The sequence below is a fragment of the Hyphomicrobium sp. genome, assembly GCF_036780825.1.
In the GTDB taxonomy this organism is placed as follows: Bacteria; Pseudomonadota; Alphaproteobacteria; order Rhizobiales; family Hyphomicrobiaceae; genus Hyphomicrobium_C.
This window is the reverse complement of sequence record NZ_DAIQCD010000038.1, coordinates 1-21,213: the sequence shown is the minus strand read 5'-3', so window position 1 is coordinate 21,213 and position 21,213 is coordinate 1. Positions and strand designations below refer to the sequence as shown.

The 21,213-nt window shown below is 65.2% G+C and carries 22 protein-coding genes; 10 read left to right on the top strand and 12 right to left on the bottom strand.

All coding sequences use genetic code 11. From position 1 onward, the window contains the following. Positions 1 to 2: 2 nt before the first annotated feature. The 4 genes from moaC to V7P99_RS12710 all read right to left on the bottom strand — a co-directional run bounded on the left by moaC (position 3) and on the right by V7P99_RS12710 (position 3,311). A complete protein-coding gene (moaC, locus tag V7P99_RS12725) occupies positions 3 to 497 on the bottom strand; it encodes a cyclic pyranopterin monophosphate synthase MoaC (RefSeq protein ID WP_333795201.1) in 495 nt (164 codons plus the stop codon). 301 nt (positions 498 to 798) lie between these two features. After that, entirely contained in the window at positions 799 to 1,599 is an 801-nt protein-coding gene (gene trpC / locus V7P99_RS12720) for an indole-3-glycerol phosphate synthase TrpC (protein ID WP_333795200.1), read from the bottom strand. A gap of 55 nt (positions 1,600 to 1,654) precedes the next feature. Further along, the gene (gene trpD / locus V7P99_RS12715; RefSeq protein ID WP_333795199.1) at positions 1,655 to 2,677 is read right to left on the bottom strand and encodes an anthranilate phosphoribosyltransferase; all 1,023 of its coding nucleotides are present in this window, start codon (positions 2,675 to 2,677) and stop codon (positions 1,655 to 1,657) included. A 19-nt stretch (positions 2,678 to 2,696) separates the two neighbouring features. Continuing rightward, a complete protein-coding gene (locus V7P99_RS12710) occupies positions 2,697 to 3,311 on the bottom strand; it encodes an anthranilate synthase component II (RefSeq protein WP_333795198.1) in 615 nt (204 codons plus the stop codon). Positions 3,312 to 3,522: 211 nt separating this feature from the next. Between V7P99_RS12710 and kdsA the strand changes: the two genes are divergently transcribed. Next, positions 3,523 to 4,380 (top strand): 3-deoxy-8-phosphooctulonate synthase, encoded by an 858-nt coding sequence (gene kdsA, locus V7P99_RS12705; protein ID WP_333795197.1) that lies wholly within the window; start codon positions 3,523 to 3,525, stop codon positions 4,378 to 4,380. Between the two features lie 16 nt (positions 4,381 to 4,396). Here kdsA and V7P99_RS12700 read toward each other — a convergent pair whose 3' ends face one another. Both V7P99_RS12700 and V7P99_RS12695 read right to left on the bottom strand, forming a co-directional pair. Continuing rightward, entirely contained in the window at positions 4,397 to 4,717 is a 321-nt protein-coding gene (locus tag V7P99_RS12700) for a DMT family transporter (RefSeq protein WP_333795196.1), read from the bottom strand. Positions 4,718 to 4,941: 224 nt separating this feature from the next. Next, on the bottom strand, positions 4,942 to 5,520 hold the full coding sequence (locus V7P99_RS12695; RefSeq protein ID WP_333795195.1) for a nitroreductase family protein: 579 nt from the start codon (positions 5,518 to 5,520) through the stop codon (positions 4,942 to 4,944). A 103-nt stretch (positions 5,521 to 5,623) separates the two neighbouring features. Here V7P99_RS12695 and V7P99_RS12690 point away from each other — a divergent pair, with 103 nt between their 5' ends. Together V7P99_RS12690 and V7P99_RS12685 are read left to right on the top strand one after the other, a co-directional pair. Further along, positions 5,624 to 7,591 (top strand): VWA domain-containing protein, encoded by a 1,968-nt coding sequence (locus tag V7P99_RS12690; RefSeq protein WP_333795194.1) that lies wholly within the window; start codon positions 5,624 to 5,626, stop codon positions 7,589 to 7,591. Positions 7,592 to 7,661: 70 nt separating this feature from the next. Continuing rightward, positions 7,662 to 8,597, top strand: a complete 936-nt coding sequence (locus V7P99_RS12685; protein WP_333795193.1) for a hypothetical protein — start codon at positions 7,662 to 7,664, stop codon at positions 8,595 to 8,597. Between the two features lie 46 nt (positions 8,598 to 8,643). On the opposite strand, the gene V7P99_RS12680 is transcribed toward V7P99_RS12685, so the two are convergent. Next, entirely contained in the window at positions 8,644 to 9,129 is a 486-nt protein-coding gene (locus V7P99_RS12680; RefSeq protein WP_333795192.1) for an Lrp/AsnC family transcriptional regulator, read from the bottom strand. Positions 9,130 to 9,227: 98 nt separating this feature from the next. On the opposite strand from V7P99_RS12680, the gene V7P99_RS12675 reads away from it, so the two are divergent. Continuing rightward, entirely contained in the window at positions 9,228 to 10,226 is a 999-nt protein-coding gene (locus tag V7P99_RS12675; RefSeq protein WP_333795191.1) for a DMT family transporter, read from the top strand. 35 nt (positions 10,227 to 10,261) lie between these two features. Here the strand turns inward: V7P99_RS12675 and V7P99_RS12670 are convergent, their stop codons facing one another. After that, on the bottom strand, positions 10,262 to 11,044 hold the full coding sequence (locus tag V7P99_RS12670) for an NAD kinase (RefSeq protein WP_333795190.1): 783 nt from the start codon (positions 11,042 to 11,044) through the stop codon (positions 10,262 to 10,264). Positions 11,045 to 11,171: 127 nt separating this feature from the next. On the opposite strand from V7P99_RS12670, the gene cutA reads away from it, so the two are divergent. Continuing rightward, positions 11,172 to 11,531, top strand: a complete 360-nt coding sequence (gene cutA, locus V7P99_RS12665) for a divalent-cation tolerance protein CutA (RefSeq protein WP_333795189.1) — start codon at positions 11,172 to 11,174, stop codon at positions 11,529 to 11,531. 40 nt (positions 11,532 to 11,571) lie between these two features. Here cutA and V7P99_RS12660 read toward each other — a convergent pair whose 3' ends face one another. Then, entirely contained in the window at positions 11,572 to 12,552 is a 981-nt protein-coding gene (locus V7P99_RS12660; protein WP_333795188.1) for a hypothetical protein, read from the bottom strand. A 724-nt stretch (positions 12,553 to 13,276) separates the two neighbouring features. Here V7P99_RS12660 and V7P99_RS12655 point away from each other — a divergent pair. Next, positions 13,277 to 14,506 (top strand): hypothetical protein, encoded by a 1,230-nt coding sequence (locus tag V7P99_RS12655; protein ID WP_333795187.1) that lies wholly within the window; start codon positions 13,277 to 13,279, stop codon positions 14,504 to 14,506. A 205-nt stretch (positions 14,507 to 14,711) separates the two neighbouring features. Then, entirely contained in the window at positions 14,712 to 15,692 is a 981-nt protein-coding gene (locus V7P99_RS12650; RefSeq protein ID WP_333795186.1) for a catalase family peroxidase, read from the top strand. A gap of 79 nt (positions 15,693 to 15,771) precedes the next feature. Here V7P99_RS12650 and V7P99_RS12645 read toward each other — a convergent pair whose 3' ends face one another. Next, the gene (locus tag V7P99_RS12645) at positions 15,772 to 17,913 is read right to left on the bottom strand and encodes a S9 family peptidase (protein WP_333795185.1); all 2,142 of its coding nucleotides are present in this window, start codon (positions 17,911 to 17,913) and stop codon (positions 15,772 to 15,774) included. 451 nt (positions 17,914 to 18,364) lie between these two features. Here V7P99_RS12645 and V7P99_RS12640 point away from each other — a divergent pair, with 451 nt between their 5' ends. The 3 genes from V7P99_RS12640 to V7P99_RS12630 all read left to right on the top strand — a co-directional run bounded on the left by V7P99_RS12640 (position 18,365) and on the right by V7P99_RS12630 (position 20,146). Then, entirely contained in the window at positions 18,365 to 18,775 is a 411-nt protein-coding gene (locus tag V7P99_RS12640; RefSeq protein ID WP_333795184.1) for a MucR family transcriptional regulator, read from the top strand. A gap of 427 nt (positions 18,776 to 19,202) precedes the next feature. After that, the gene (locus V7P99_RS12635) at positions 19,203 to 19,523 is read left to right on the top strand and encodes a helix-turn-helix domain-containing protein (RefSeq protein ID WP_333795183.1); all 321 of its coding nucleotides are present in this window, start codon (positions 19,203 to 19,205) and stop codon (positions 19,521 to 19,523) included. Between the two features lie 38 nt (positions 19,524 to 19,561). Continuing rightward, positions 19,562 to 20,146, top strand: coding sequence for a DUF6456 domain-containing protein (locus V7P99_RS12630; RefSeq protein WP_333795182.1), 585 nt, complete (start codon positions 19,562 to 19,564; stop codon positions 20,144 to 20,146). A gap of 33 nt (positions 20,147 to 20,179) precedes the next feature. Here the strand turns inward: V7P99_RS12630 and V7P99_RS12625 are convergent, their stop codons facing one another. Further along, positions 20,180 to 20,614 carry a SufE family protein gene (locus tag V7P99_RS12625; RefSeq protein ID WP_333795181.1) on the bottom strand — a complete coding sequence of 145 codons (435 nt, stop codon included), beginning with the start codon at positions 20,612 to 20,614 and terminating at the stop codon, positions 20,180 to 20,182. A gap of 113 nt (positions 20,615 to 20,727) precedes the next feature. Next, complete coding sequence (locus V7P99_RS12620) at positions 20,728 to 21,081, bottom strand: hypothetical protein (protein WP_333795180.1); 354 nt, start codon at positions 21,079 to 21,081, stop codon at positions 20,728 to 20,730. Between the last annotated feature and the right edge of the window lie 132 nt (positions 21,082 to 21,213).

Here is a 21,213-nt window from a genome sequence, read left to right as displayed (position 1 = left end):
GGCTAGTCCTTTTCTGCGCGCGGCGGCGCGGTGTAGTCGCCCGATCGGCCGCCGGATTTGACCACCAGGCGGATGGCGCCGATCTCCATGCCGCGGTCTGCCGCCTTCAGCATGTCGTAGATCGTGAGTGCCGCGACGGACACGGCCGTCAGGGCTTCCATCTCGACGCCGGTCTGGCCGGTGACACGCACCTCGGCGCGGATCTGCAACCCGGCGGGCTCTTCGGAGGGCGTGAAGTCGACGGCGGCCTTGGTCAGGGCCAGCGGATGGCAGAGCGGGATCAGCTCGCTCGTTTTCTTGGCGGCCATGATGCCGGCGATGCGCGCGGCGGCGAGCACGTCGCCCTTCTTGGCGTTGCCCGAGAGCGCGAGCTTGAGGGTTTCCGCCTCCATCGCGATGAACCCCTCGGCGACGGCTGTGCGTGTCGTGGCCTCTTTGCCGCCCACATCCACCATGCGCGCGCTGCCCGCCTCGTCGAGATGGGTGAGCTTGGTCATGGGCGACCCTCGCGATTACGCCGCCGTTCCTCCCCCCTTGTGGGGGAGGTTAGGAGGGGGGGAACCCAGAACGCTCGCGTTAGAGACGCGCCCAACCCCTGACCGCTCCCCAGATAAGGGAGGGCAAGCACTGCGTTGTTCCGTGGCGTCACCATCACGCGACCTCCCAAGTGAGCGGGAAGCTTTCTTCCTTCGTCATTCCGGCGAAGGCCGGGACCCACGCAAGTCGCCGCATTCGCCACGCCTGCCGGATCCTCGTGCGACGCTCCCGCGAGTCCTGGCGCTTTGCAATGAATGTCCATCACGCGGCCTCCGGAGCGAGGAGGGTGCGCGTCGCGGCTGTCACGTCGTCCTGGCGCATCAGGCTCTCGCCGACGAGGAACGTCTCGACGCCGGCGCGCTTGAGCCGCGTGATATCGGCGGGTGTGAAGATGCCGCTCTCGCCGATCACGATGCGGTCTTTCGGTATGCGCGGGGCAAGCTCTTCCGTCGTTGCGAGCGTGGTCTCGAACGTCTGGAGGTTGCGGTTGTTGATGCCGATGAGCCGGCTGTCGAGCTTGAGAGCGCGGTCGAGTTCGTCGGCATCGTGCACCTCGACGATGGCATCCATGCCCCAGTCGCGTGCGGCGCCGGCGAGATCCGCGGCCAGAGCATCGTCCACCTCCGCCATGATGATCAGGATGCAATCGGCGCCCCAGGCGCGCGCCTCCACCACCTGGTAGGTGTCGATCATGAAGTCCTTGCGCAGCACAGGCAGCGAGACCGCTTCGCGAGCGCGCGTCAGAAACTCGGGGGCGCCCTGGAAGGACGGCGCGTCGGTCAGGATCGAGAGGCAGGCGGCGCCGCCAGCTTCATAAGCGCGGGCGAGGTGAGGGGGATCGAAGTCGGCGCGGATCAGCCCCTTGGACGGAGATGCCTTCTTGATCTCGGCGATGAGCGCCGTTTCGCCGGCCTTGTGCTTCGCCTCGAGCGCGGCCGCGAACGGGCGCACGCGCGGCGCGCTGCGCGCGTATTCGGCCAGCACCTGAAGCGGCAGCGCGGCCTGCGCGGCGGCAACCTCGTCGCGCTTGTAGCGCGTGATCTTCTCGAGAATATCAACCATGAGGGAATGTTATGTCAGGGATGGGGGAATGCCAAACAGCCGCTGTGCCGGATTGTCATCCGGCTTGACTGATGGCGATGAGCTTGTTGAGCGCGGCGGTGGCGCGGCCAGAGCGGATTGCCTCCTCGGCGATCCCGGCGCCTTCGATGAGTGTCTCCGCGCGGCCCGAAACGATGAGCGCGGCCGCCGTATTGAGCAGCACGATATCGCGATAGGGACCTGGAGCGCCGGAAAGAAGATCCCGCAAGGCCTGGGCATTCATCGTGCAATCGCCGCCTTTGAGCTCGGCAAGCGAAACACGCTGTAGCCCCGCCTCCTCGGGGGTCACCTCGAAGGTTGTGATCTTGCCGCCCTCGAGCGCCACCACCGTCGTCGGCCCGGTCGTGGACAGTTCGTCGAGCCCGTCGTGTCCATGCACGATCCAGGCGCGCTCCGAGCCGAGCGAGCGGAGCACTTCGGCGATGGGGCGCTGCCATTCCGGCGCGAAGACGCCGAGCACGTGGCGGCGCACACCTGCCGGATTGCAGATTGGCCCGAGGAGATTGAACATCGTGCGCGCACCGATCTCGGCACGCGCCGGCGCCCAGGCTTTCATAGCAGGATGGTGTGCGGGCGCCCAGAGGAAGCCAACCCCCGCTTCCTCGACGGCGCGCACAATGCGCTCCGGACTGCAATCGATCTTGACCCCGAGGGCGCCGAGCACGTCCGACGCGCCCGAGAGCGAGGAGACGGAGCGCCCGCCGTGCTTGGCAACCTTGAGGCCGGCGCCGGCGGCTACGATGGCCGCTCCCGTCGAGACGTTGAACGTGCCATGGCCGTCGCCACCCGTTCCGACGATGTCGATCGCATCCGGGCTCACGGAAACGGCCGTCATCCGCCGCCGCAATGCCCGCGCGGCCCCCGCGATCTCGTCCACGGTCTCGCCGCGCACGCGCAGCCCCATGAGAAACGCCGCCATCTGCGCCGGCGTGGCCTCGGCCGTCAGGGCGTCGATGGCCTCGGCCATGGCGTCCGCGGAGAGTGTCTGCCCCGCGGCGATCGCTTGAAGTAGCTGCTTCACCCCGATGGTGCTGCTCATCTCCCCCGTCGTCCTCTCGCTACGCCGCGTCGCGCGGGCGCGGGGATGCGGACCGGCGGGGCGACAGGCCGGCGATCTCGAGGAAGTTCGCGAGGAGCGCATGCCCCTGCTCGGAGGCGATGCTCTCGGGGTGGAACTGCACGCCGTGGACGGGGTGTGTTTTGTGCATCATGCCCATGATGATCCCGTCCTCGGTCTCGGCATTGATCTCGAGGCAGTCCGGCAGGCTCGCCCGTTCGACGATGAGGGAATGATAGCGCGTCACCTCGATGCGGGGAGGCAGGCCCTTGAACACGCCGGTATCGGAATGCGTGATGGTCGAGAGCTTGCCGTGCATAGGCTCGGGCGCGCGGATCACCTTGCCGCCATAGGCCTGTCCGATGGATTGATGTCCGAGACACACGCCGAGGATCGGGATCTTGGCCCCGGCCTTGGCGATGAGGTCGAGGCAGATCCCAGCCTCGTTCGGCGTGCAAGGGCCGGGCGAGAGCACGATCGCCTTCGGGTTCATGGCAATCACTTCGTCCGCGGTGACCTTGTCGTTGCGGATCACCTCCGACGCGGTGCCGAGCTCGCCCAGAAAATGCACGAGATTGTAGGTGAAGCTGTCGTAGTTATCGATCAGGACGAGCATGGGCAGGCGGCCTCGCTGCAGCGGAGCGTCTGACGGTCAGCATAAATGGCGCGTCAGAGGACTTGACGTGATGTGGGTGTAGAAACCCCCGGCGCAAGCGTCAAGCATACGCCCGGTCTCCCTGCCCCTTCATAGAGAGCCGGGGAGGGGAAATTCCGTAGCTTTGCGGCAGCCCTCGCCCCCGGCGCCGGAATTCACTATAAACGCCGCCATGACCCAGATCGATGCTTTGAAACCCAATCCGCGCGTCGCGATCGGCGCGCTGTCCGTTGCCAACGATGCCCCCATCGTCGTTTTCGCTGGCCCTTGCCAGATGGAAAGCCGCGCGCACGCGCTGGAGATGGCCGGGGCATTGAAGGAGGTCGCCACCCGGCTCGGCCTCGGGCTCGTCTACAAGACGTCGTTCGACAAGGCCAATCGCACGTCTCTCAGTGGCAAAAGAGGGATCGGGCTCGATGCGGCCATCCCCGTGTTTGCCGAGATCCGCGAGAAGCTCGGTCTTCCCGTGGTCACGGACGTGCATGAGCCGGACCAATGCGCGCTCGTGGCGCCGGTCGTCGATGTGCTGCAGATCCCGGCCTTCCTCTGCCGCCAGACCGATCTTCTGGTCGCCGCTGCCAAGACCGGCCGCGTCGTCAAGATCAAGAAGGGCCAGTTCCTCGCGCCTTGGGACATGAAGAATGTCGTCGCCAAGGTGGTCGGCTCCGGAAACCCGAACGTGCTCCTCACCGAGCGCGGCTCTTCTTTTGGCTACAACACGCTGGTGGTCGACATGCGCGGACTGCCGCAGATGGCCGAGACAGGCGCACCGGTGATCTTCGATGCGACCCACGCCGTGCAGCAGCCAGGCGGGCTCGGCGGCAGCTCGGGCGGCGACCGCCGCTTCGTCCCGGTCCTGGCGCGCGCCGCCGTAGCGGTTGGCGTGGCGGGCCTCTTCATCGAGACGCATGAGGCGCCTGATACCGCGCCGTCCGATGGACCGAACATGCTGCCGCTCAAGAGCTTCGCGCCGCTGATGCAGGAACTGATGGCCCTCGACGCCTTAGCCAAGTCCCGGCCGGCTGCATAGTTTGCGATGAGCCACGCTATGGGTTGCCGGACAGCTTCATCATGACAATTCCCGTCACGATGAATGCCGCCGCGAGCAGGCGCATCGGCGTTGCCGCCTCGCCGAGAACGGCAATTCCGACGAGGAAAGCGCCCACCGCGCCGATGCCGGTCCAAACCGTATAGGCGGTTCCCAGCGGAAGTGATTTCATCGAGATCGACAGCAGCGCGAAGCTGGCGATCATCAACACGATGGTGATCGCAGCCGGGGTGATCTGGGTGAACCCGTCAGACTTCTTCATGAAGTAGGCCCAGGCAACCTCCAGCAGCCCCGCGCAAAACAAAAACGTCCAGGCCATGGCTCAAAGCTCCTCAAGTGGGGCCAGGCCGTCCTGGACGTTTTCAGATTGAGCGAAGAGGTCGTCCTCTTCGAAGCGTGTGTCTACGATCCACATAGATCGCGAGGCGGCTGTTTCAAGGGCCCGCCTTCAGCGGGAGGGCCGCAGCGCGTCATTGAGATACATGCAGGTCAGCATGCGTCCTTCGCGATGGCTGATGCCCACCTTTCCGGAACAGTCACGCCCTACGCTCCCGGTTGCCAGCGGGTGACGATGTCGGCGAGGTTCGGGCGCTCGCGCTCCTCGGACTTCTCCTTCGGCGTGCCGATGTGGATGAAGCCGACGATGCGCTCGTTCTCCGCAAGGCCGAGGCCGCTGCGCACCAGCGGACTGTAGGCGACCCATTCCGTGAGCCAGATGGTGCCGTAGCCGAGCGCGTTGGCGGCAAGGCATAGGCTGAAGGCCGCGGCGCCGGCGGACAGGATCTGCTCCCATTCGGGCGCACCGGGGCGCTTCGCGATGCGTGAGATCACCGCGACGACGAGCGGCGCGCGAAGAAAGCGGGCCCGCTCGGTCTCGATGCGGACATGCGACGGCTCGGACTCTTCGGCCCGGCAGGCCTCCGCGAACAGCTCGCCCGCCGCGGCACGCGCCTCGCCTTCGAACACCATGAAGCGCCACGGCACGAGCTTCTTGTGATCGGGAACGCGGGCGGCGATGGTGAGAATGCGGTCGAGTTCCGCTCCGGACGGGGCTGGTTCTTGCAGGCGGTCCGCCTTCACCGAGCGGCGGGTGGCGAGCAGGTCGAGCAGAGCTTCATTCATTGCGCAACTTTCCATAGCATGGGAGGTTGCGGGCCTCGCTAGCCCAGTTGCGCGTCTGATACAATCTCCCCGTCGCTTTCGTGCCAACCGGAGACTGCGCCCGATGCCGCACCGCCGACCCTTCGTGCTCCTGCTCCTTCTGCTCGCGCTCGCGGCGGCGGCTCGTCCATCCGTGGCGCAAACGGAGCTCGACCCGCATGGGCCGGCGATGATCGTGCTCGACGGATCGGGCTCCATGTGGGGCACGATCGAGGGCGAGCGTCCGGTCAAGTTCGAGCTTGCGCGCCAGGCGCTCAGCCAATCGCTCTCAGCGCTTTCGCCCGCTGTGCGGCTCGGCCTCCTCTCGTTCGGCCAGCGGCGGCGCGCCGACTGCAGCGACGTGGAGGTGCTGGCTGCCCCGGAGGCCGGCCCGCCGGAGCGCATCCTGGCCATCGCCGAAAAGATCAGCCCCAAGGGCAAGGGGCCGCTGTCGCTGGCGCTCCGTGAGGCGGCCAGGGCGATGCCTGCGGGCGAGCCCGGATCGATCATCGCCATCCACGACGGCCCCGACAACTGCGGGCAGGATATCTGCGCCACCGCTGCGGCCCTCGCTAAGGCCAATCCTGGGCTCAGGATCTTCCTGATCGGTTTCGGCCCCGATGCGGAGCCGGCCGCGCATCAATGCGTCGCCAAGGCGACGAACGGCAAGGTGCTCCAAGCTAGCAGCTCCACTGAGCTTGCGACCGCCGTTTCGGATGCGCTGATGCTCGCCAATCTCGAGCGCGTGGACCCGGCGACCGGCATGGCCGTTCCCGTCCCGAAGGCGGCTACTCCGCCGCCGCCCGCAGGTCCGCCGGGCCTCAAGCTCTCGGCGGCGCTCACCCCCGACGGCAAACCGCTCTCGGCCGCCATCGCCTGGACCATCGCCAGGGCCGAGGCGTCGGCCGACGTGGTGAAAAGCGCGCGGACGAAGGAGCTTTCCATCGACCTTTCGCCGGGCGCGTATGTGGTTGAGGCTCGCCTCGGCCAGGTGACGAAGCGGCAGACGGTCGAGGTGGCAGACGGCGGGCCCACCGTCGTCAAGTTTTCCCTCGATGCCGGCGTTCTGAACCTCAAGGCGCAGGCAGACCGGGACGGCAAGCCGCTCGCCAATCCCGTGGTCACCATCTTCGACAAGAACGGCGGACCACAGCCGGTGTGGATCGGCCGCGAGGCGGTGACCCAGCTCGTTCTTCCCGCCGGCGACTACCGCGTGCGCGTTGAGGACGGCCTCGCGGCGGAGACTTCCGAGGTGTCGCTGGCCGCGGGTGCGGGCGTGGACGCGGAGCCGGTGCTCGGCACGGGGCAGCTCTCGCTGGTCGCGGTGCCGGCGGCCGATGGTGAGCCCCTCGAGGACGTCACCTTCACGGTCACGGAGGATGATCCGGATTCGCCGGCCGGGCGGCGCGAAGTTGCCCGCTCCGCCGATACCACCGCCACGTTTATCCTGCCGGCCGGAACCTATTACGTCACGGCGCGCGCGGGCGCCGGGGAGACCAACGACCGCATCGCGCTCGGCAGCGGTGCCTCGATCCGCCACGAGATGATCCTCGATCTCGTGCCGCTCACGGTGGTGACAGCGGCGGATACCGGCCAGAGTGACGACGGCGGAGAGGCCGCCGGCACGGCTCGGCAGGTGGTCATCCGCGTGCTCGACGAGAACGGACGGTCGCCGGAGATCGCGCGCCGGCACGGACCGAGCGGCTCCTTCCAGCTTCCTCCCGCGCGTTACCGGATCGAGGCGGAGATCATGGGACGCAACGTCAAGGCAGCGGGGATCGTCGATTTGCGCAAGAGCCGGGGCGGCAGCGTGCAACTCAAGCTCGAGCACGGCGAAGTGTCCGTCGATCCCAGTGCCGCCCCGGGACGCCGCTGGCGGATCAAGGACAGCGACGGACGAACCGTCTTACATGCTGGGCACAGCGGCACGGCGACGGCGCAGCTCGCCCCCGGCCATTACGTGCTGACATGGGATGCGGAAGGCGGGCTCGGGGAGCAGCCCTTCGATCTCAAGACGGGAGAGCGCCGCCGGCTCAAGATCGGTACGCCATGAGCGCCATACTTCGACCACGGCGGACGGCGACATCCATCGCACCTCCGTCTCAGAGCGCGAGGTCGGATCGATGAGGCAACTGAAGGGTAGGACGGGATTGATCGGCATGCGGTACGCCATGGCGCTGGGCCTTGCGGGCCTCTTCTCCTGCGCGCAGGGCGAGTGGGCCCGCGCCCAATCCCCCGCCGACTGGCTCACGGGCCTGCAAGGCGCGGGCTCGGCACGCGAGGACGAGACGGAGATCGAAACGTCGAACGTGCGGATGCTGGCCCGTCTCACGGCGGACGGGGAGGAAATCGAGGACGGGCTCGTGTGGCGCGTCTTCTGGCATCCGCCCGGCGAAACACGCGCCTCGTTGATCGCCACCAAGCACGAGCCGCGGCCCACGTTCAAGCTGAAGTCTGGAGATTATGTCGTCAACGCCGCGCTCGGGCGGGCCCACATCACGAGGCGGATTACCGTCGAAGCCGGCAAGGACGAGACGGCCGTAGAGGAGTTCGTGCTCAACGCCGGCGGCCTGCGTGTCAAGGCACTGGTCGCCGGCCTCGAGGCGCCGAACAATACCGTGAGCTATGCGATCTACTCGGACCGCGACCAGACGGACAGCCGTAAGCTCGTGCTCTCGACGGCACGGCCCAACCTCGTCGTGCGCCTCAACGCCGGCATTTATCACATCGTATCGACGTACGGGGACTGCAACGCCGTAGTGCAGAGCGACGTCACGGTTGAAGCCGGCAAGCTCACCGAGGCGACGGTGACCCATTCGGCGGCGAAGGCGACGTTCAAGCTGGTTCAGAGGGCAGGCGGCGAGGCGTTGCCCGATACGCAATGGACGATCCAGACGCCGGCGGGCGAAGCGGTGAAGGAGAGCGTGGGCGCGCTGCCGACGCACATCTTGGCGCCAGGCAGCTACACCGTGCTCGCCAAGTCGCAGGGCCGCCAGTTCACGCGCGACATCACCCTCGCCAATGGAGAGACGGCGCAGGTCGAACTGGTGATGAACTAAGGGCCTTTTTCTGCGTGGTCCCGGGGCCGTCGAAACCGGAACGGCTCTACGGGATAACGACGGATGTTTCCGCCTTCACGCGGTCCAGGGCAATCAGGGTGCGGAAGCGTTCGACTAGATCGGTTTCCGAGAACAGCCGCCGCGTCAAGGCCTCGTACGTGCGCATATCCTCCGTGACGATTACGAGCAGGAAGCTCGTCCCGCCGGTCACATAATAGCATTGCTGAACTTCTGGGGCGCCGCGAAACAGCGCCTTGGCTGCATCAACCGACTCGGATCGCTCATTGCGCAGATGCACTTCGACGATGGCCGTGATGGCCAGTTGCACCGCGCCAGGATCGACGATTGCGACGTTGTGGGTGATGACCCCGGCCTCTTCCATGGCCGCGATCCGGCGCTGGACCGCCGCCGCCGAGAGGTTCACGGCCTCGGCAATCGTGCGTTGCGGCGTTTTGTTATCGTGCTGGATGATCCGCAGGATCGCCCTGTCGAAGGTGTCGAGGGAACGGCGCGTCTGCCGGGATTTGCTCATGCAGCGAGTTTTTGTTGCAATTAGAGGGGTATTTCCGAGCGCACCGCACGTCTCGCCGATGATAGTACTCGCTTGTCCCACCGCGAGCGAGCACCATCATGAAAGCCTCACATCACGTCTTTGGCAGCCCCACCCTGGTTGGAGTTGCCTTCGGCATGGGGGCGGGCGCTCTATGGGGAATGGTCTTTCTCGCCCCCGAGCTGGTGCGCGAGTTCGGACCGCTGCACCATGCGGTCGGCCGCTATCTCGCTTATGGGTTGCTGTCCGCGCTCTTGGTCGCGTCGCATTGGAAAAGCCTCGCCGCGAAGTTGACCCGCCGCGAATGGCTGGCCCTTGGCTGGCTCGCGCTCGCCGGGAACACGCTCTACTACATGCTTCTTACAAGCGCGGTGCAGAACGGCGGCATCGCCATGACCTCGCTCGTCATCGGCTTGCTGCCCGTCACCGTTACGATCATCGGGAGCCGCGATCGTGAGGCCGTGCCGCTGAGCAGGCTGGTGCCGTCGCTCCTGCTCTGTGCCATCGGAGTCGTCAGCATCGGCTGGGAGGCTCTGGCGCCGCGGGAGCAGGGCTTTGCCGCCGCGCAGTTGACGGGCCTCTTGTGTGCGATCGGCGCGTTGATCTCGTGGACTTGCTACGCCGTCGGAAACAGCCGGTGGCTCGGCCGGCTCAATAATGTGTCCGCCCAGGACTGGAGCCTGCTGACCGGGCTCGCCACCGGCGCGCAAGCCGTGGTGCTGCTTCCGATCGTGTTTTCGTTGGGTGTGGGATCGCACGATATGGCGGCCTGGGGCCAGCTTGCCGGCGTATCGATCGGCATTGCGGTGCTGGCTTCGGTGGTCGGCAACGGGCTGTGGAACAGGATGAGCCGGCTGCTGCCCTTGACCCTGGTCGGCCAGATGATCCTGTTCGAAACACTGTTCGCCTTGATCTATGGATTCCTCTGGGAGCAGCGCCTTCCCACGCCGCTCGAAACGTTTGCGTTCGCCTGCGTGGTGCTCAGCGTTCTGCTTTGCATTGCCGCCCACCGGAAGCCATCCCCGCCGCACGGGGCGGCCCACCCGGGCGCAAAGATCCCGGTTCCGGCTACGACGTGACCATGGCGGGCGCGCCGGTCGGAGACGTCGTCCGCTCAGTATCGGAACTGCTCGGCAAGGATGCGCTCGTCGAGGCTATGGCCCGGATCGAACATCATGAAGAGGTCGATGGAGCGCGCCTGCTCGATCTCGACGCGCTCCACGTTCCGCATCTCGACGGCGTCCGCGACGGCGCTCACGGGCCGCTTGTCGACCTCGAGCGCGGTGATCGCGATGCGCGCCCTGTTCGGCAGCAGCGCCCCGCGCCAGCGCCGCGGGCGGAACGGGCTGATCGGCGTCAGCGTGAGGAGCGGCGCGTTGATGGGCAGGATCGGCCCATGCGCCGAAAGATTGTAGGCGGTCGAACCGGCCGGCGTCGCCACCAGCACGCCATCGCAGATCAGCTCCTCCATGCGCACCTTGCCGTCGATGGAGATGCGGAGCTTCGCCGCCTGGAAACTTTCGCGGAAGATCGACGCCTCGTTGATGGCGAGCGCCTTGCTCGCTTTGCCGTGGATGTCGTAGGCCACCATCGACAAGGGATGCACCCGCGAGATCTCGGCCTCGGCGAGGCGCTCGAGCAGACCGTCCTCGTGGTATTCGTTCATCAGGAAGCCAACCGATCCGCGGTTCATGCCGTAGATCGGGATGCGGTCGTTCATGTGCCGGTGCAGCGTCTGCAGCATGAGGCCGTCGCCACCGAGCGCCACGATGGCATCCGCCTCGCGCACCTCGACTGAGCCGTAGCGGGCGGTGAGGCGGGCCAGCGCTTCGCGCGCTTCCTCCACCTCGCTCGCAACGAACGCAATCTTTTCGAACTTGTTTTTCGGTTTGGCCATGGCGACGCGATGCGGTAAGGCCACGTAAATGGCTATTGGAATGGGACGGCGGAAGTTTGCCGGGGCTCACTGGGGTACAGGCTGCCGAGGCTGGTGTCTCGGCTCGGAAAAGCGGAGGCTCGCCTACTTGCAGGAAAACGACAAGGCCGTTCTGATTTATGCGACCTTTCCGGATCTCGCCGTCGCCGAAGCGGAGGGGACGATCCTGGTCGAGCGCGGGCTCGCCGCCTGTGTCAACATTCTGCCCGGCATGGTTTCCATCTACGTCTGGAATGGCGAGCGCCATCGCGACGCCGAGGTGGTCATGATCATCAAGACACGGCGCGGCCTTGCGGCGCGGGTGGTTGCCGATGTGCGCGCCCGCCACCCTTACGAGAACCCCGCGCTCGTCGTTCTGCCTGTCGAAGGCGGATCGGAGCCGTTCCTGGATTGGATCGCGCGCCAGACGGCTGGCGGGCCTCCCGTGCGTCCGGCTGCTGGGGATTGATGGGATTGATCAGGACGAGCGATCAACACGCCCGTCCGCCTCACATCTGTCCCAGAGGGTGCTGGAAGAGGTGTTGCACCTGCCGGTAGGAGCTCTGCCCGCGGGGAGCGCGTCTGCGCTCCTTCGAGGAGGTGCTGGCACGGCGGACGCGCTGGACCGGTACGGCATCGCTATCGAACGAGGAGGGCGCCGCATCCTCCTCCTGCCGGCGTTCTGCGTACCGATTGTCATCCGGAGAGATTTCGAGCATCGCGGCGCGCTCGAGCGGCGGGTCCTTCGCATCCTCCGGCTTGGGCCCACCGATCCCCATCCGCCCGTACGGCACCGCGCGACGGTCCGGAACGGTCTCTGCAACCTGGGGCGTCGGCGCGCAACGCCCGCTGCCAGCGAGGCTTTGTCCGCGCGGGCACGACGATCCGCAGACATCGGATGTTTGTTGACGCAACAGCGAGAGCATGGCGACGTCCGGCTCGTCTGCGGGCAGCGCTGCGTTGACCCGGTCGACGAAGGTGAGCATCGCCCTCTTCGATCCGCCGCCCCACAGGCCATCGATCGCGCCGCCGTAACATCCGACGCGCTTCAGCTCGCGCTGGATATCGCGGGCCAGTGCGACACGGGAGATCGGCTCCGTCGGCTGGGGCCGCTCGGCCGATGCCGAGGGCGCCGTCGCCGGCGCGTCCTGTATGGTCACGCTTTTCCAGGTCGCTGCTGCAACGGGCACGGGCGGCGTGGCGGTGACGGCGGGTGGAGGCGTGGTCGGCGAGAAGGCCTGCGCCAGATGATCGAACAGCGTGCGTGGCTGCGCTCGAGGCTCAGCGGCGAGACGGTGCGCGCCCGGAGCGAAGGCTTCGACGCGCGAGGAAGAGATCGGCTCAGCCGCATCCGGGACCGTGGCATTGGCCATTGCGGCGTGAATCTCGGCTTCCGCCGGCTGGGACAGATCGGGCTCGCTCGGAAACAAGGTGTTGAAGCCGAAGACGAGACCAGCGGCGAGGATGGGATAGCTGACGTACCACCGCATGGGGCCACACTCCGAAACGCACATGCGTACAACCCGCCTGCGGCCGGAATGTTCGATGCGCGTCCCGGCGGCCAGACAGCCCCCCACATGAAAGCTTAGCAAACCAGCAGGCGGAGTACCATGAGGAACGGCGCTGCGGCCGCTTTCTCCAGCGCTTTCCTGTTTGCACCGAAACGCTGGGACGCCGAGAGCTGCGACCGAATGCGCTGTGGATAGCCTTCCAGCTTCTGAGGACAAGCAGTGCAAAACAAGCGATCGAGATGTGGATGATTCCACTTTGCAGCTCGGCCACAGCTGGTGCATTTATACAGTATCGCGCGCGCAATTTTTCTTAGCCGCCTGATTCCCTTAACAAAAGGTATCGTCGCCCCGCGAGAATCACATAGCCTCCACCGCCGAGGGATGTGTCTTGCGTGATTTCGCTCATGTACGCCTAAATTTTGCACATGCGGATCGAGCGGCGATCCGCCCTGTGCATAAATGAGAAGGGGCGTGAGCAGGGTTCAGCTCAGTGTGTCTGCCGAAGGGCAGTGCAGAGATGTCGGGGAGCCGCCTTGGGGTGGTGGTTCCAGCTCAACCGGCGTCCGATGCGCTTCCATCTCGGTCGCCACCAGTCTGCCGTCGGAGCTGATCCGGTCTGATTTCCTTCACAGACCCAATCGACATGAGGCCTCTTCCGGCTGTCATTCAGGCAGCCCGTACGGGGCCCGCAATGGAGAGGGCAATGAAGATACGACATGCTCTAGGCGTGTTCGGGATACTGGCTGCTGGCGTGCTGCTCGCCGTATCGGCGGCCATGAATTGGCGTTTCGGATACAGCTTGGGACGGACTGAACTCGACGGGATGATCTACGGATCGGCCAGCGTCGCGGCGGACTGCCTCAAAGCCTTGATCCCGTTTTTCCTTTTCGCCGCTATACGTAACAGGATGTGGTCCCAGGCTGCTGCTGCTGCCGTCGTTGGCGTGGTTGTCACGGCCTATTCGCTGACCAGCGCGCTTGGCCACGCAGCCTTGAACCGGTTCGACACCTCCGGGCATCGGATGGTCGAAGCCCAGGTCTATCAGGACCTGCGCAGCGATCTGAAGCGGGCCCAGGATCAGCTGTCGTGGATTCCGCAGCATCGTCCGGCCGCCGCCGTCGGGGGCGAGATCGAGGCTCTGAAGAGCGAGCGTGTGTGGGCAGCCACGAAGGGCTGCACCGATGCCACGCGGCCGCAGAGCCGCAAGTTCTGCCAGCAGTATCATGGTCTCACCGCCGAGATGGCGTCCGGCCAGCAGGCGGAAGCGCTTGAGGCACGCATCGCCGACATCCAGGACAAGCTCGGCAAGACCGATGCCATGACCGTGATGGGCGAGGCGGATCCGCAGGCGGCCGTGCTTGCCAAGATCTCAGGCGTCAGCATCGATCAGGTGCAGATGGCAATGACGATCTTCATTGCGCTGCTCCTGGAGGTGGGCTCCGCGTTCGGCATGTTCATCGCTTTCAGCCAATGGCGCCTTTACGAGCGCGAGGCTCCGGCCGCGCCGGCCGTGCCCGCGCTCAAGAGCACCGCTGTCGTGGAGCCCGTTGCGCCTGAAGTGCCGCTCGCGGCCCCTCAGCCGGCGGTGGCGATCGACAAGCCGCGGTTCAATGCCAACGACAACCGGTCGCTGCCGGCGGCCAAGCTGCTGGTTCCCGAGACGGACGTGGAGCGGTTCTACAAGGAAAACGTCGAAGCGAGAAACGGCCACACGGTCTCGGCTACCAAGCTCTTCGAGGCCTACTGTGAATGGTGTGAGGAACTCGAGAAGGAGCCCCTATCGCATCCCTTGTTCGGCCGCGAAATATCCGGCTTCGGCATAACGAAGGTCAAAAGAAAAGATGGCGTCATGTACGTCGGAATTGCGCTGAAATCCGATCTCGAACTCGAGGAGGATAAGAAGCTGACGGCCTTACGCGCCGAAGCCGCTTAGAGATAGAAAAATCTCACATGGAAAGGGCCCCCTTGCGGGGCCCTTTTTTTTTACTCCGTCCGGTCGGACGCAATCCGCGGCTCCGTCTCATTGTTCGGACGGCAAGATAGGCTCGTGAGAAAGTTGTCCTGCTTCATCGCGAGGCTGTGAATTTCCGTTGTCATCGATTTGCCGTAGTCTGATCACTCAGCATTGGAGGCAAGCGATGACACTGGCGACCCGCGCCGTCCTTTTCGCGGCATTGGCAGCCGCGCCCGCCCTGGCGCAACCCGCACCGGCCCGCGCCGACGCCGATCCCGCAGCCCTCGTCGACGCCTTGAATGCGGTGTTCGGCAAGCACGACGGCAAGCGGGCTGCGCACACCCACGGCTTTTGCATCAAGGGTTCATTCGCGCCGACCGCCGAGGCGGGCCGCCTCTCGAAGGCGCCGCACTTGTCAGCGAAAGGTCCCTGGCCGGTCGTCGGTCGCTTTTCGATGGGCGGCGGAAACCCCGCTGCGCCCAATACGCAGAAGGACAACACGCGCGGCCTCGCCATCCACATCGACCTTGGCGATGGCAACCAGACCGACATGGTGATGATTACGGCTCCGGTCTTCGTCGCCAAGTCTCCGGAGAAGTTCCTGGAACTGCTGCAGACAGTCGCGAGCAAGGATAAGGCGAAGATCGACGCGTTCTTCGCTGCCAATCCGGAATCCACACGCCAGAAAGCCTGGCTCACCGCGCGCCCGGTGCCGGCAAGCTACGCGACGACGAGCTACTTCGGCGTTCACACTTTCACGCTGACCAATACCGACGGCGTGCGCCGGATCATCAAATGGCAGCTTGTGCCGAGTGCCGGCGAGATCGGTCTCACGGATGAGGAAGCCAAGAGCAAGGCGCCGGACTTTTACAAGCCCGAGTTGACGGAGCGGCTCGCCAAAGGGCCCGTCGAGTTCACGCTGACGGCGATCCTCGGTGAGCCCGGCGATGCCGTGGATGATCCGACGGCGCTCTGGCCGGAGGAGCGCCAGCCCGTGGCCATGGGCACGCTCTCGTTTTCCGCGCTCGAGGACGATGCCGTCTGCGATGCTGGCATTTTCGATCCCGCCAATTTGGTGGACGGCATCGAAGGGCCGGCGAACGACGGCGTCTTCCAGATCCGCTCGCCGACTTATGCGGTGTCGTTCTCGCGCCGCGCCCAATGATATGGAGGCGGTCGGTGTGACAAGCGGGCGTTGTCCGGAGCTTACACCCGATCCTTGAGCCTCGTCCGAGTGCCGGCCGTCACGCGTCGGCGAGCCCCGCGATCTTCAGCGCAAACGCGTAATCGAGCGCCACCTCCCGCAGCCGCTCGTAGCGGCCAGACGCGCCACCGTGCCCGGCCTCCATGTTGGTCTTCAACAGGACGAGGTTGTCGCTGGTGTTAAGCCGGCGCAGCTTCGCGATCCACTTCGCTGGCTCCCAATAGGTGACGCGTGGATCGGTGAGCCCGCCATAGGCGAAAATGTGCGGATAGGCCTTGGCTTCCACGTTCTCGTAGGGGCTGTAGGAGCGGATGTAGGCGAACTCCTCGGCGCTCTCGATGGGGTTGCCCCACTCCGGCCATTCGGGTGGTGTGAGCGGCAGATCCTTGTCGAGCATCGTGTTCAGCACGTCGACGAACGGCACGTCGGCGATGATGCCGAGGAAGAGGTCCGGCGCCATGTTGGCCACCGCCCCCATCAGCATGCCGCCCGCCGAGCCGCCGTTGGCGACGATGCGGCCCCGCCGTGTCAGCCCTGCGGCCGCGAGATGCTCGCCCGCGGCGATGAAATCGGTGAACGTGTTGCGCTTCTTCGCAAGCTTGCCGTCACGATACCAGCGATAGCCCTTGTCCTTGCCGCCGCGGATGTGCGCGATGGCGAAGATGAAGCCGCGATCCACGAGCGAGAGTCGCGACGTTGAGAACGAGGCCGGGATCGTGATGCCGTAGGCGCCATAGCCGTAGAGGAAGAGCGGCGCCGAGCCGTCGAGCGGCGTGTCCTTGCGGTAAAGCAGCGAGACCGGCACCGTCTCCCCGTCCGCCGCCGGCGCGAGGAGCCGCCGCGTCACGTAGTCGTCTGGATTGTGTCCCGAAGGGATTTCCTGGCGCTTGCGCAGCACGCGCGTGCGCGCCGCCATGTCGTAGTCGTAAGTCTCGACGGGCGTCGTCATCGACGAGTAGGTGAAGCGCAGCATCGTCGTGTCGAACTCGTAGCCATCAGCGATGCCAAGCGAGTACGCTTCCTCGGCGAACGCGATGTGATGCTCGCCGGCGGCATCAAGGATGTCGGCATCGGCAACGGATCCGGACGTCACCGGCGTGATGACGATGCGTGGCAGCCCGTCCTCGCGCTCGAGGCGCACGAGATGGCCGCTGTAGGCCTGTGTGTCGATGATCAGACGCCCCGGCCGATGCGGGACGATCTCACGCCACGTGCTACGCTCGGGCCTGTCCACCGGCGCCGCGACGATGCGGAAATCTTCAGCGTCGTCCGAGTTGGTCAGGATGAAGAGATGCGCGCGATGATGGTCGACGTGATATTCGTGGCCGGTCTCGCGCGCAGCGACCAGACGCGGCGCACTCAGGGGCGCGTCTGCATCGATGAGATGCACTTCGCTCGTCTGGTGATCGTGCGCGTCGATGGTCAGGAATTTGCCCGATAGCGTCTTGTGAAGCGAGACGTAGAAGCCGATGTCCGTCTCCTCGTAGACGAGCACGTCCTCCGAGATAGGCGTGCCCAGGATATGCCGGTAGACAAACAGCGGCCGATGATGGTCGTCGAGCCGCGTGTAGAACAGCGTCCGGCTGTCATTGGCCCACTGCACATCCCCGCGCGTATCGGGGATTTCGTCGGCGAGATCCTCGCCCGTGGCGAGATCGCGGATCCGGATCGTGAACATCTCCGAGCCCTTGTCGTCGATGGCATAGGCGAGCAGGCGATGATCGGGGCTGTGGGCCTTGCCGCCGAGGTCCCAATAGGCCTTGCCCTTGGCCTCAGCATTGCCGTCGAGCAGGACCTGATCGTCGCCTCCGCCGCGCCGGCGCCGGCAGATGCGCGGATACTGCCCGTCGGCAATGAAGTCCGCGTAGTAGTCGAACGGGCCATCGGGAGAGGGAACGGAAGCGTCGTCCGGCTTGAGGCGTGCCTTCATTTCCGCAAACAGCTCCGCCTGCAGCGCCTTGGTGGAGGCGAGGGCCGTATCCGTGTAGGCGTTCTCGGCCTCGAGATAGGCTCGGATCTCGGAATCGAGCAGCGCCGGATCCCGCATCACCTCCTGCCAGGTCTCGGCGCGCAGCCACGCATAGTCGTCGGTCAGGGTGACGCCATGATGGATCGTCGTGACCGGCCTGCGTGCGGCCTCGGGCGGGGAGGAGAGGGCGGAGCGAGATACGGGGCCATGCATGGCGGCGACCTTCTGTAAGGCTTGAGGATTGGTACGGAATTCGTGACGTCGAAGGCGGAGCGGGCAGCGCTTGGTGCAAGACGGGGGAGCGGCCCGGGGGCGGCCGCGGGGAGAGCGTAGCCAGCCTTCAGGGAAAGTGCATCCGGACTGGACCTTCCGGAATGTCCGTGTCGATCAAATTTTCAATCCTGGCGACGTGCGAACGCAAGGCTTGCGTCTTCATCCAGAGCTCTGAAATCTGATCATTTGAGACGCGAGGTGCCCAAATGTCCAAGAAACCTTCACGGCAAAGACTGAACTTGTTGCAGCACACACTCAAGTGAGAAAGCAGTCATGTTGAATTGATCTTGAACGAAGTCTTAGTAGAGCTCAAATAGCCTTGAGTTTGACTTCAAACGGTGTAGTTTCGGCGTTCGCAATCTGCCGCAGGGGCGCCTGGAAGGATTTAACGATGGAGAATGGCTCACAATCGGAGCTGGTCGAGCTGACCGCCAGGATCGTTTCCGCGTTCGTGAGTAACAACACGATCAACGCCGAGAGCCTGCCGCAACTCATCAACGAGACCCATGCCGCATTGAGTCGCGCTACCGGTTCGGCCCCTCAACCCGAGCGGGAGGAGCTGCGTCCGAAGATTCCCGTCAAGAAGTCGATCATGCCCGATTACATCGTGTGCCTCGAGGACGGCAAGAAATTCAAATCCCTGAAGCGCCATTTGCGTACGCATTACAACATGTCGCCTGAGGAATACCGCGAGAAGTGGGGGCTGCCGCACGACTATCCCATGGTCGCGCCGAATTACGCGCGGGCCCGCTCGGATCTCGCCAAGAAGATGGGCCTGGGCACACGCCGCGCGACAAAATAGGCACGAACTTTATCTGTGACTGGAAAATCAGGGCGCGGCCGTAACGGCGGGCGCCCTTTTTCATTCGCGATGCAGAAGGCGTGCAAAACATGCGCTAAGCGAGGAAAATGTCGGTGTGAAGAATAGATGTGCTGCACCCAAGAACCAACGGGACCCACTTATCCTCGCCGTTCACCGCTCCGCTAGTTTGATCCTGGGCTGCACGATGCCGGTGTGTAAAATCCGGTGAGTACGGATCGATTGAAGGGGACATCGCAACATGAGGCTGAGATGCGTCGTTGAATGTGCTCTGGCTCCCGATCGCGGACGTGAGCGGCTCGCAGCGTGGTTCACGGAGCATCCCGCAGAAACGGTGCCCGACCCCCGAGTTCTCCCATGCGCGCAGCCTGCTTTTTCGCGCCGTCTTCCGAGGAGCGAGGCGCTGCGGATGCGCCGCCTGATCGAAGCCGCGATCGGCGACGTGTTTGGCGTACCCCAGGCCGAGCTTTCCGCGCAATCGCGGGGCAAGGCGCCGGTGGCGCTGGCCCGGCAGGCGGCTATGTACCTCGCCCATGTCTCCTGCGGACTGACCTTCACCGATGTCGGCCATATTTTCGCGCGCGACCGCACGACCGTCGCCCACGCCTGCGCGGTGATCGAGGATCGGCGCGACGATCCCGTATTCGACCGCGTGCTGGAGCTGATGGAATGGATCGTGCCGACCCTCGTCGGGCATGACCAACTGCATCAGGCCTCGTCAGGCGCCTAACTAAGCCTCGCCCTTCTCCAAGCTTATCGGAGTATTCGATGAAACGTTCAGCGTCCGCCCGCCGGGCGAGTGCCGCGGCGCGCCCCCGAAAGTCTGCCGCTCCCAGCCGTAACATCGCTGAAAGCCCGATCTCGTGGCTGTTCAACCGGCGCGACAGCGGGGGCAATCCGCTGATTAGCGAGGAACAGTTCAACGCTGGCGAAAAGCTGCGCGCCGATTTCTGGTTCGCGCAAATGTCGCCGAAAGTCACGCAGAGCTGGAGCCAGACGGCAACGACCGGCCGGGGCCGGCGCAGCGCGCCCGACAGCGGTGTCGATCTCGCCGACAACGTGGTGGCGGCGGCCGAGCGGGTCCGCAGCGCCCTGCGCGCCGTGGGGCCGGAGCTCGCCGGCATCCTGATCGATGTTTGCTGCCACCTGCGCGGGCTGGAGGAGGCGGAGCGGAAGGCAGGCTGGCCTCAGCGCTCGGGCAAGATCGTGCTCGGAGTGGCGCTTTCCGCGCTCGCCCGCCATTACGGCTTTTCAAAAGAGAAGCCGGCCTCTCCGGTCCGCGTGCGCCACTGGGGTGCGAGCGGATATCGTCCTCATCTCGATGGCCCGGACGATCTTGAAGAGCGTGCATGATCGGGCAATGCGTGTGAGACTTGACGAGCGAGGTCAGTCCGGAGCCTCCGCCAGCGCCGCGCGCGCGTCGGCCCGGATGCGCTCCACCATGGACGCGAGCCCATTCGAGCGCTGCGGCGTCAGATGCTCCTTGAGGCCGAGCGAGGTGAACACCGTCTCCGGCTCGATCTCGAGGATCTCGCGGGCTGGCTTGTCCTGATAGAGCGCAAAGAGGACGGCTACGAGGCCTCGAACGATATGCGCGTCGCTATCGCCTACGAAATGCAGCACGGGGCCGGCGCCATCATCGCCGCGCCGCACCTCGCTGACGAGCCACACCTGGCTTGTGCAGCCGCGAACCTTGGTCGCCTCGGTTCGAAGCGCATCGGGAAACGGTGCCAGCGCACGCCCCAGCTCGATGATGTAGCGGTAGCGATCCTCCCAGTCGTCCAGGAGATCGAAGTCCGATTGCAGGTGGGCGATCGTCATGCGTCCAGGGTCCCCTTGCGGCCGCATCGCGCGTCGGCCGCATCATCATGTCCTAGATTTAGGACATATAGTGCTTCAGGAAGGCCTGGAAACCCGTTTTCAGCGCGGGGCGCCTAGACGTCGTCGTGCTTGCGGCTCTCCGCGCGCCAGTCTGGTCGCAGATCCTCGGGCCGCAGCGTGCCGTGGTCGGTGGCGAGAACCGGGGCCGGAGAGACGCCTTCGGCATTCTCCAGCGACGTCCGGATGGCGACGTCATAGGCGAGCTTGCCGGCGAACTGCGCCTTGCGCAGGAAAGCGTCCCATACGTCGCCCGCGATCTCGCACTGCTGACCGTTGCGGTCGCAATAGGTGAGGGTCCAGTGGGCAGCGGTGGCGGCGCGCTGATAGAGCGCGTCCTGCTGCTCCTGGTCTGACGGCATCAGGGCGACGCCCAGCGAAAGTACGACGGCAATCCTGAACAGGGACATGGGTCTGACCAGCTCCGGTTGCGAGATGAAACGCGTGGGGCACGAAGGGCCCCGATACCCAGAAGCTAGGGTAAAAATTTTTAGGAAGCTCCCATCCGAGACGGAAAATTTGAATCATTGTTTCGCCAAATT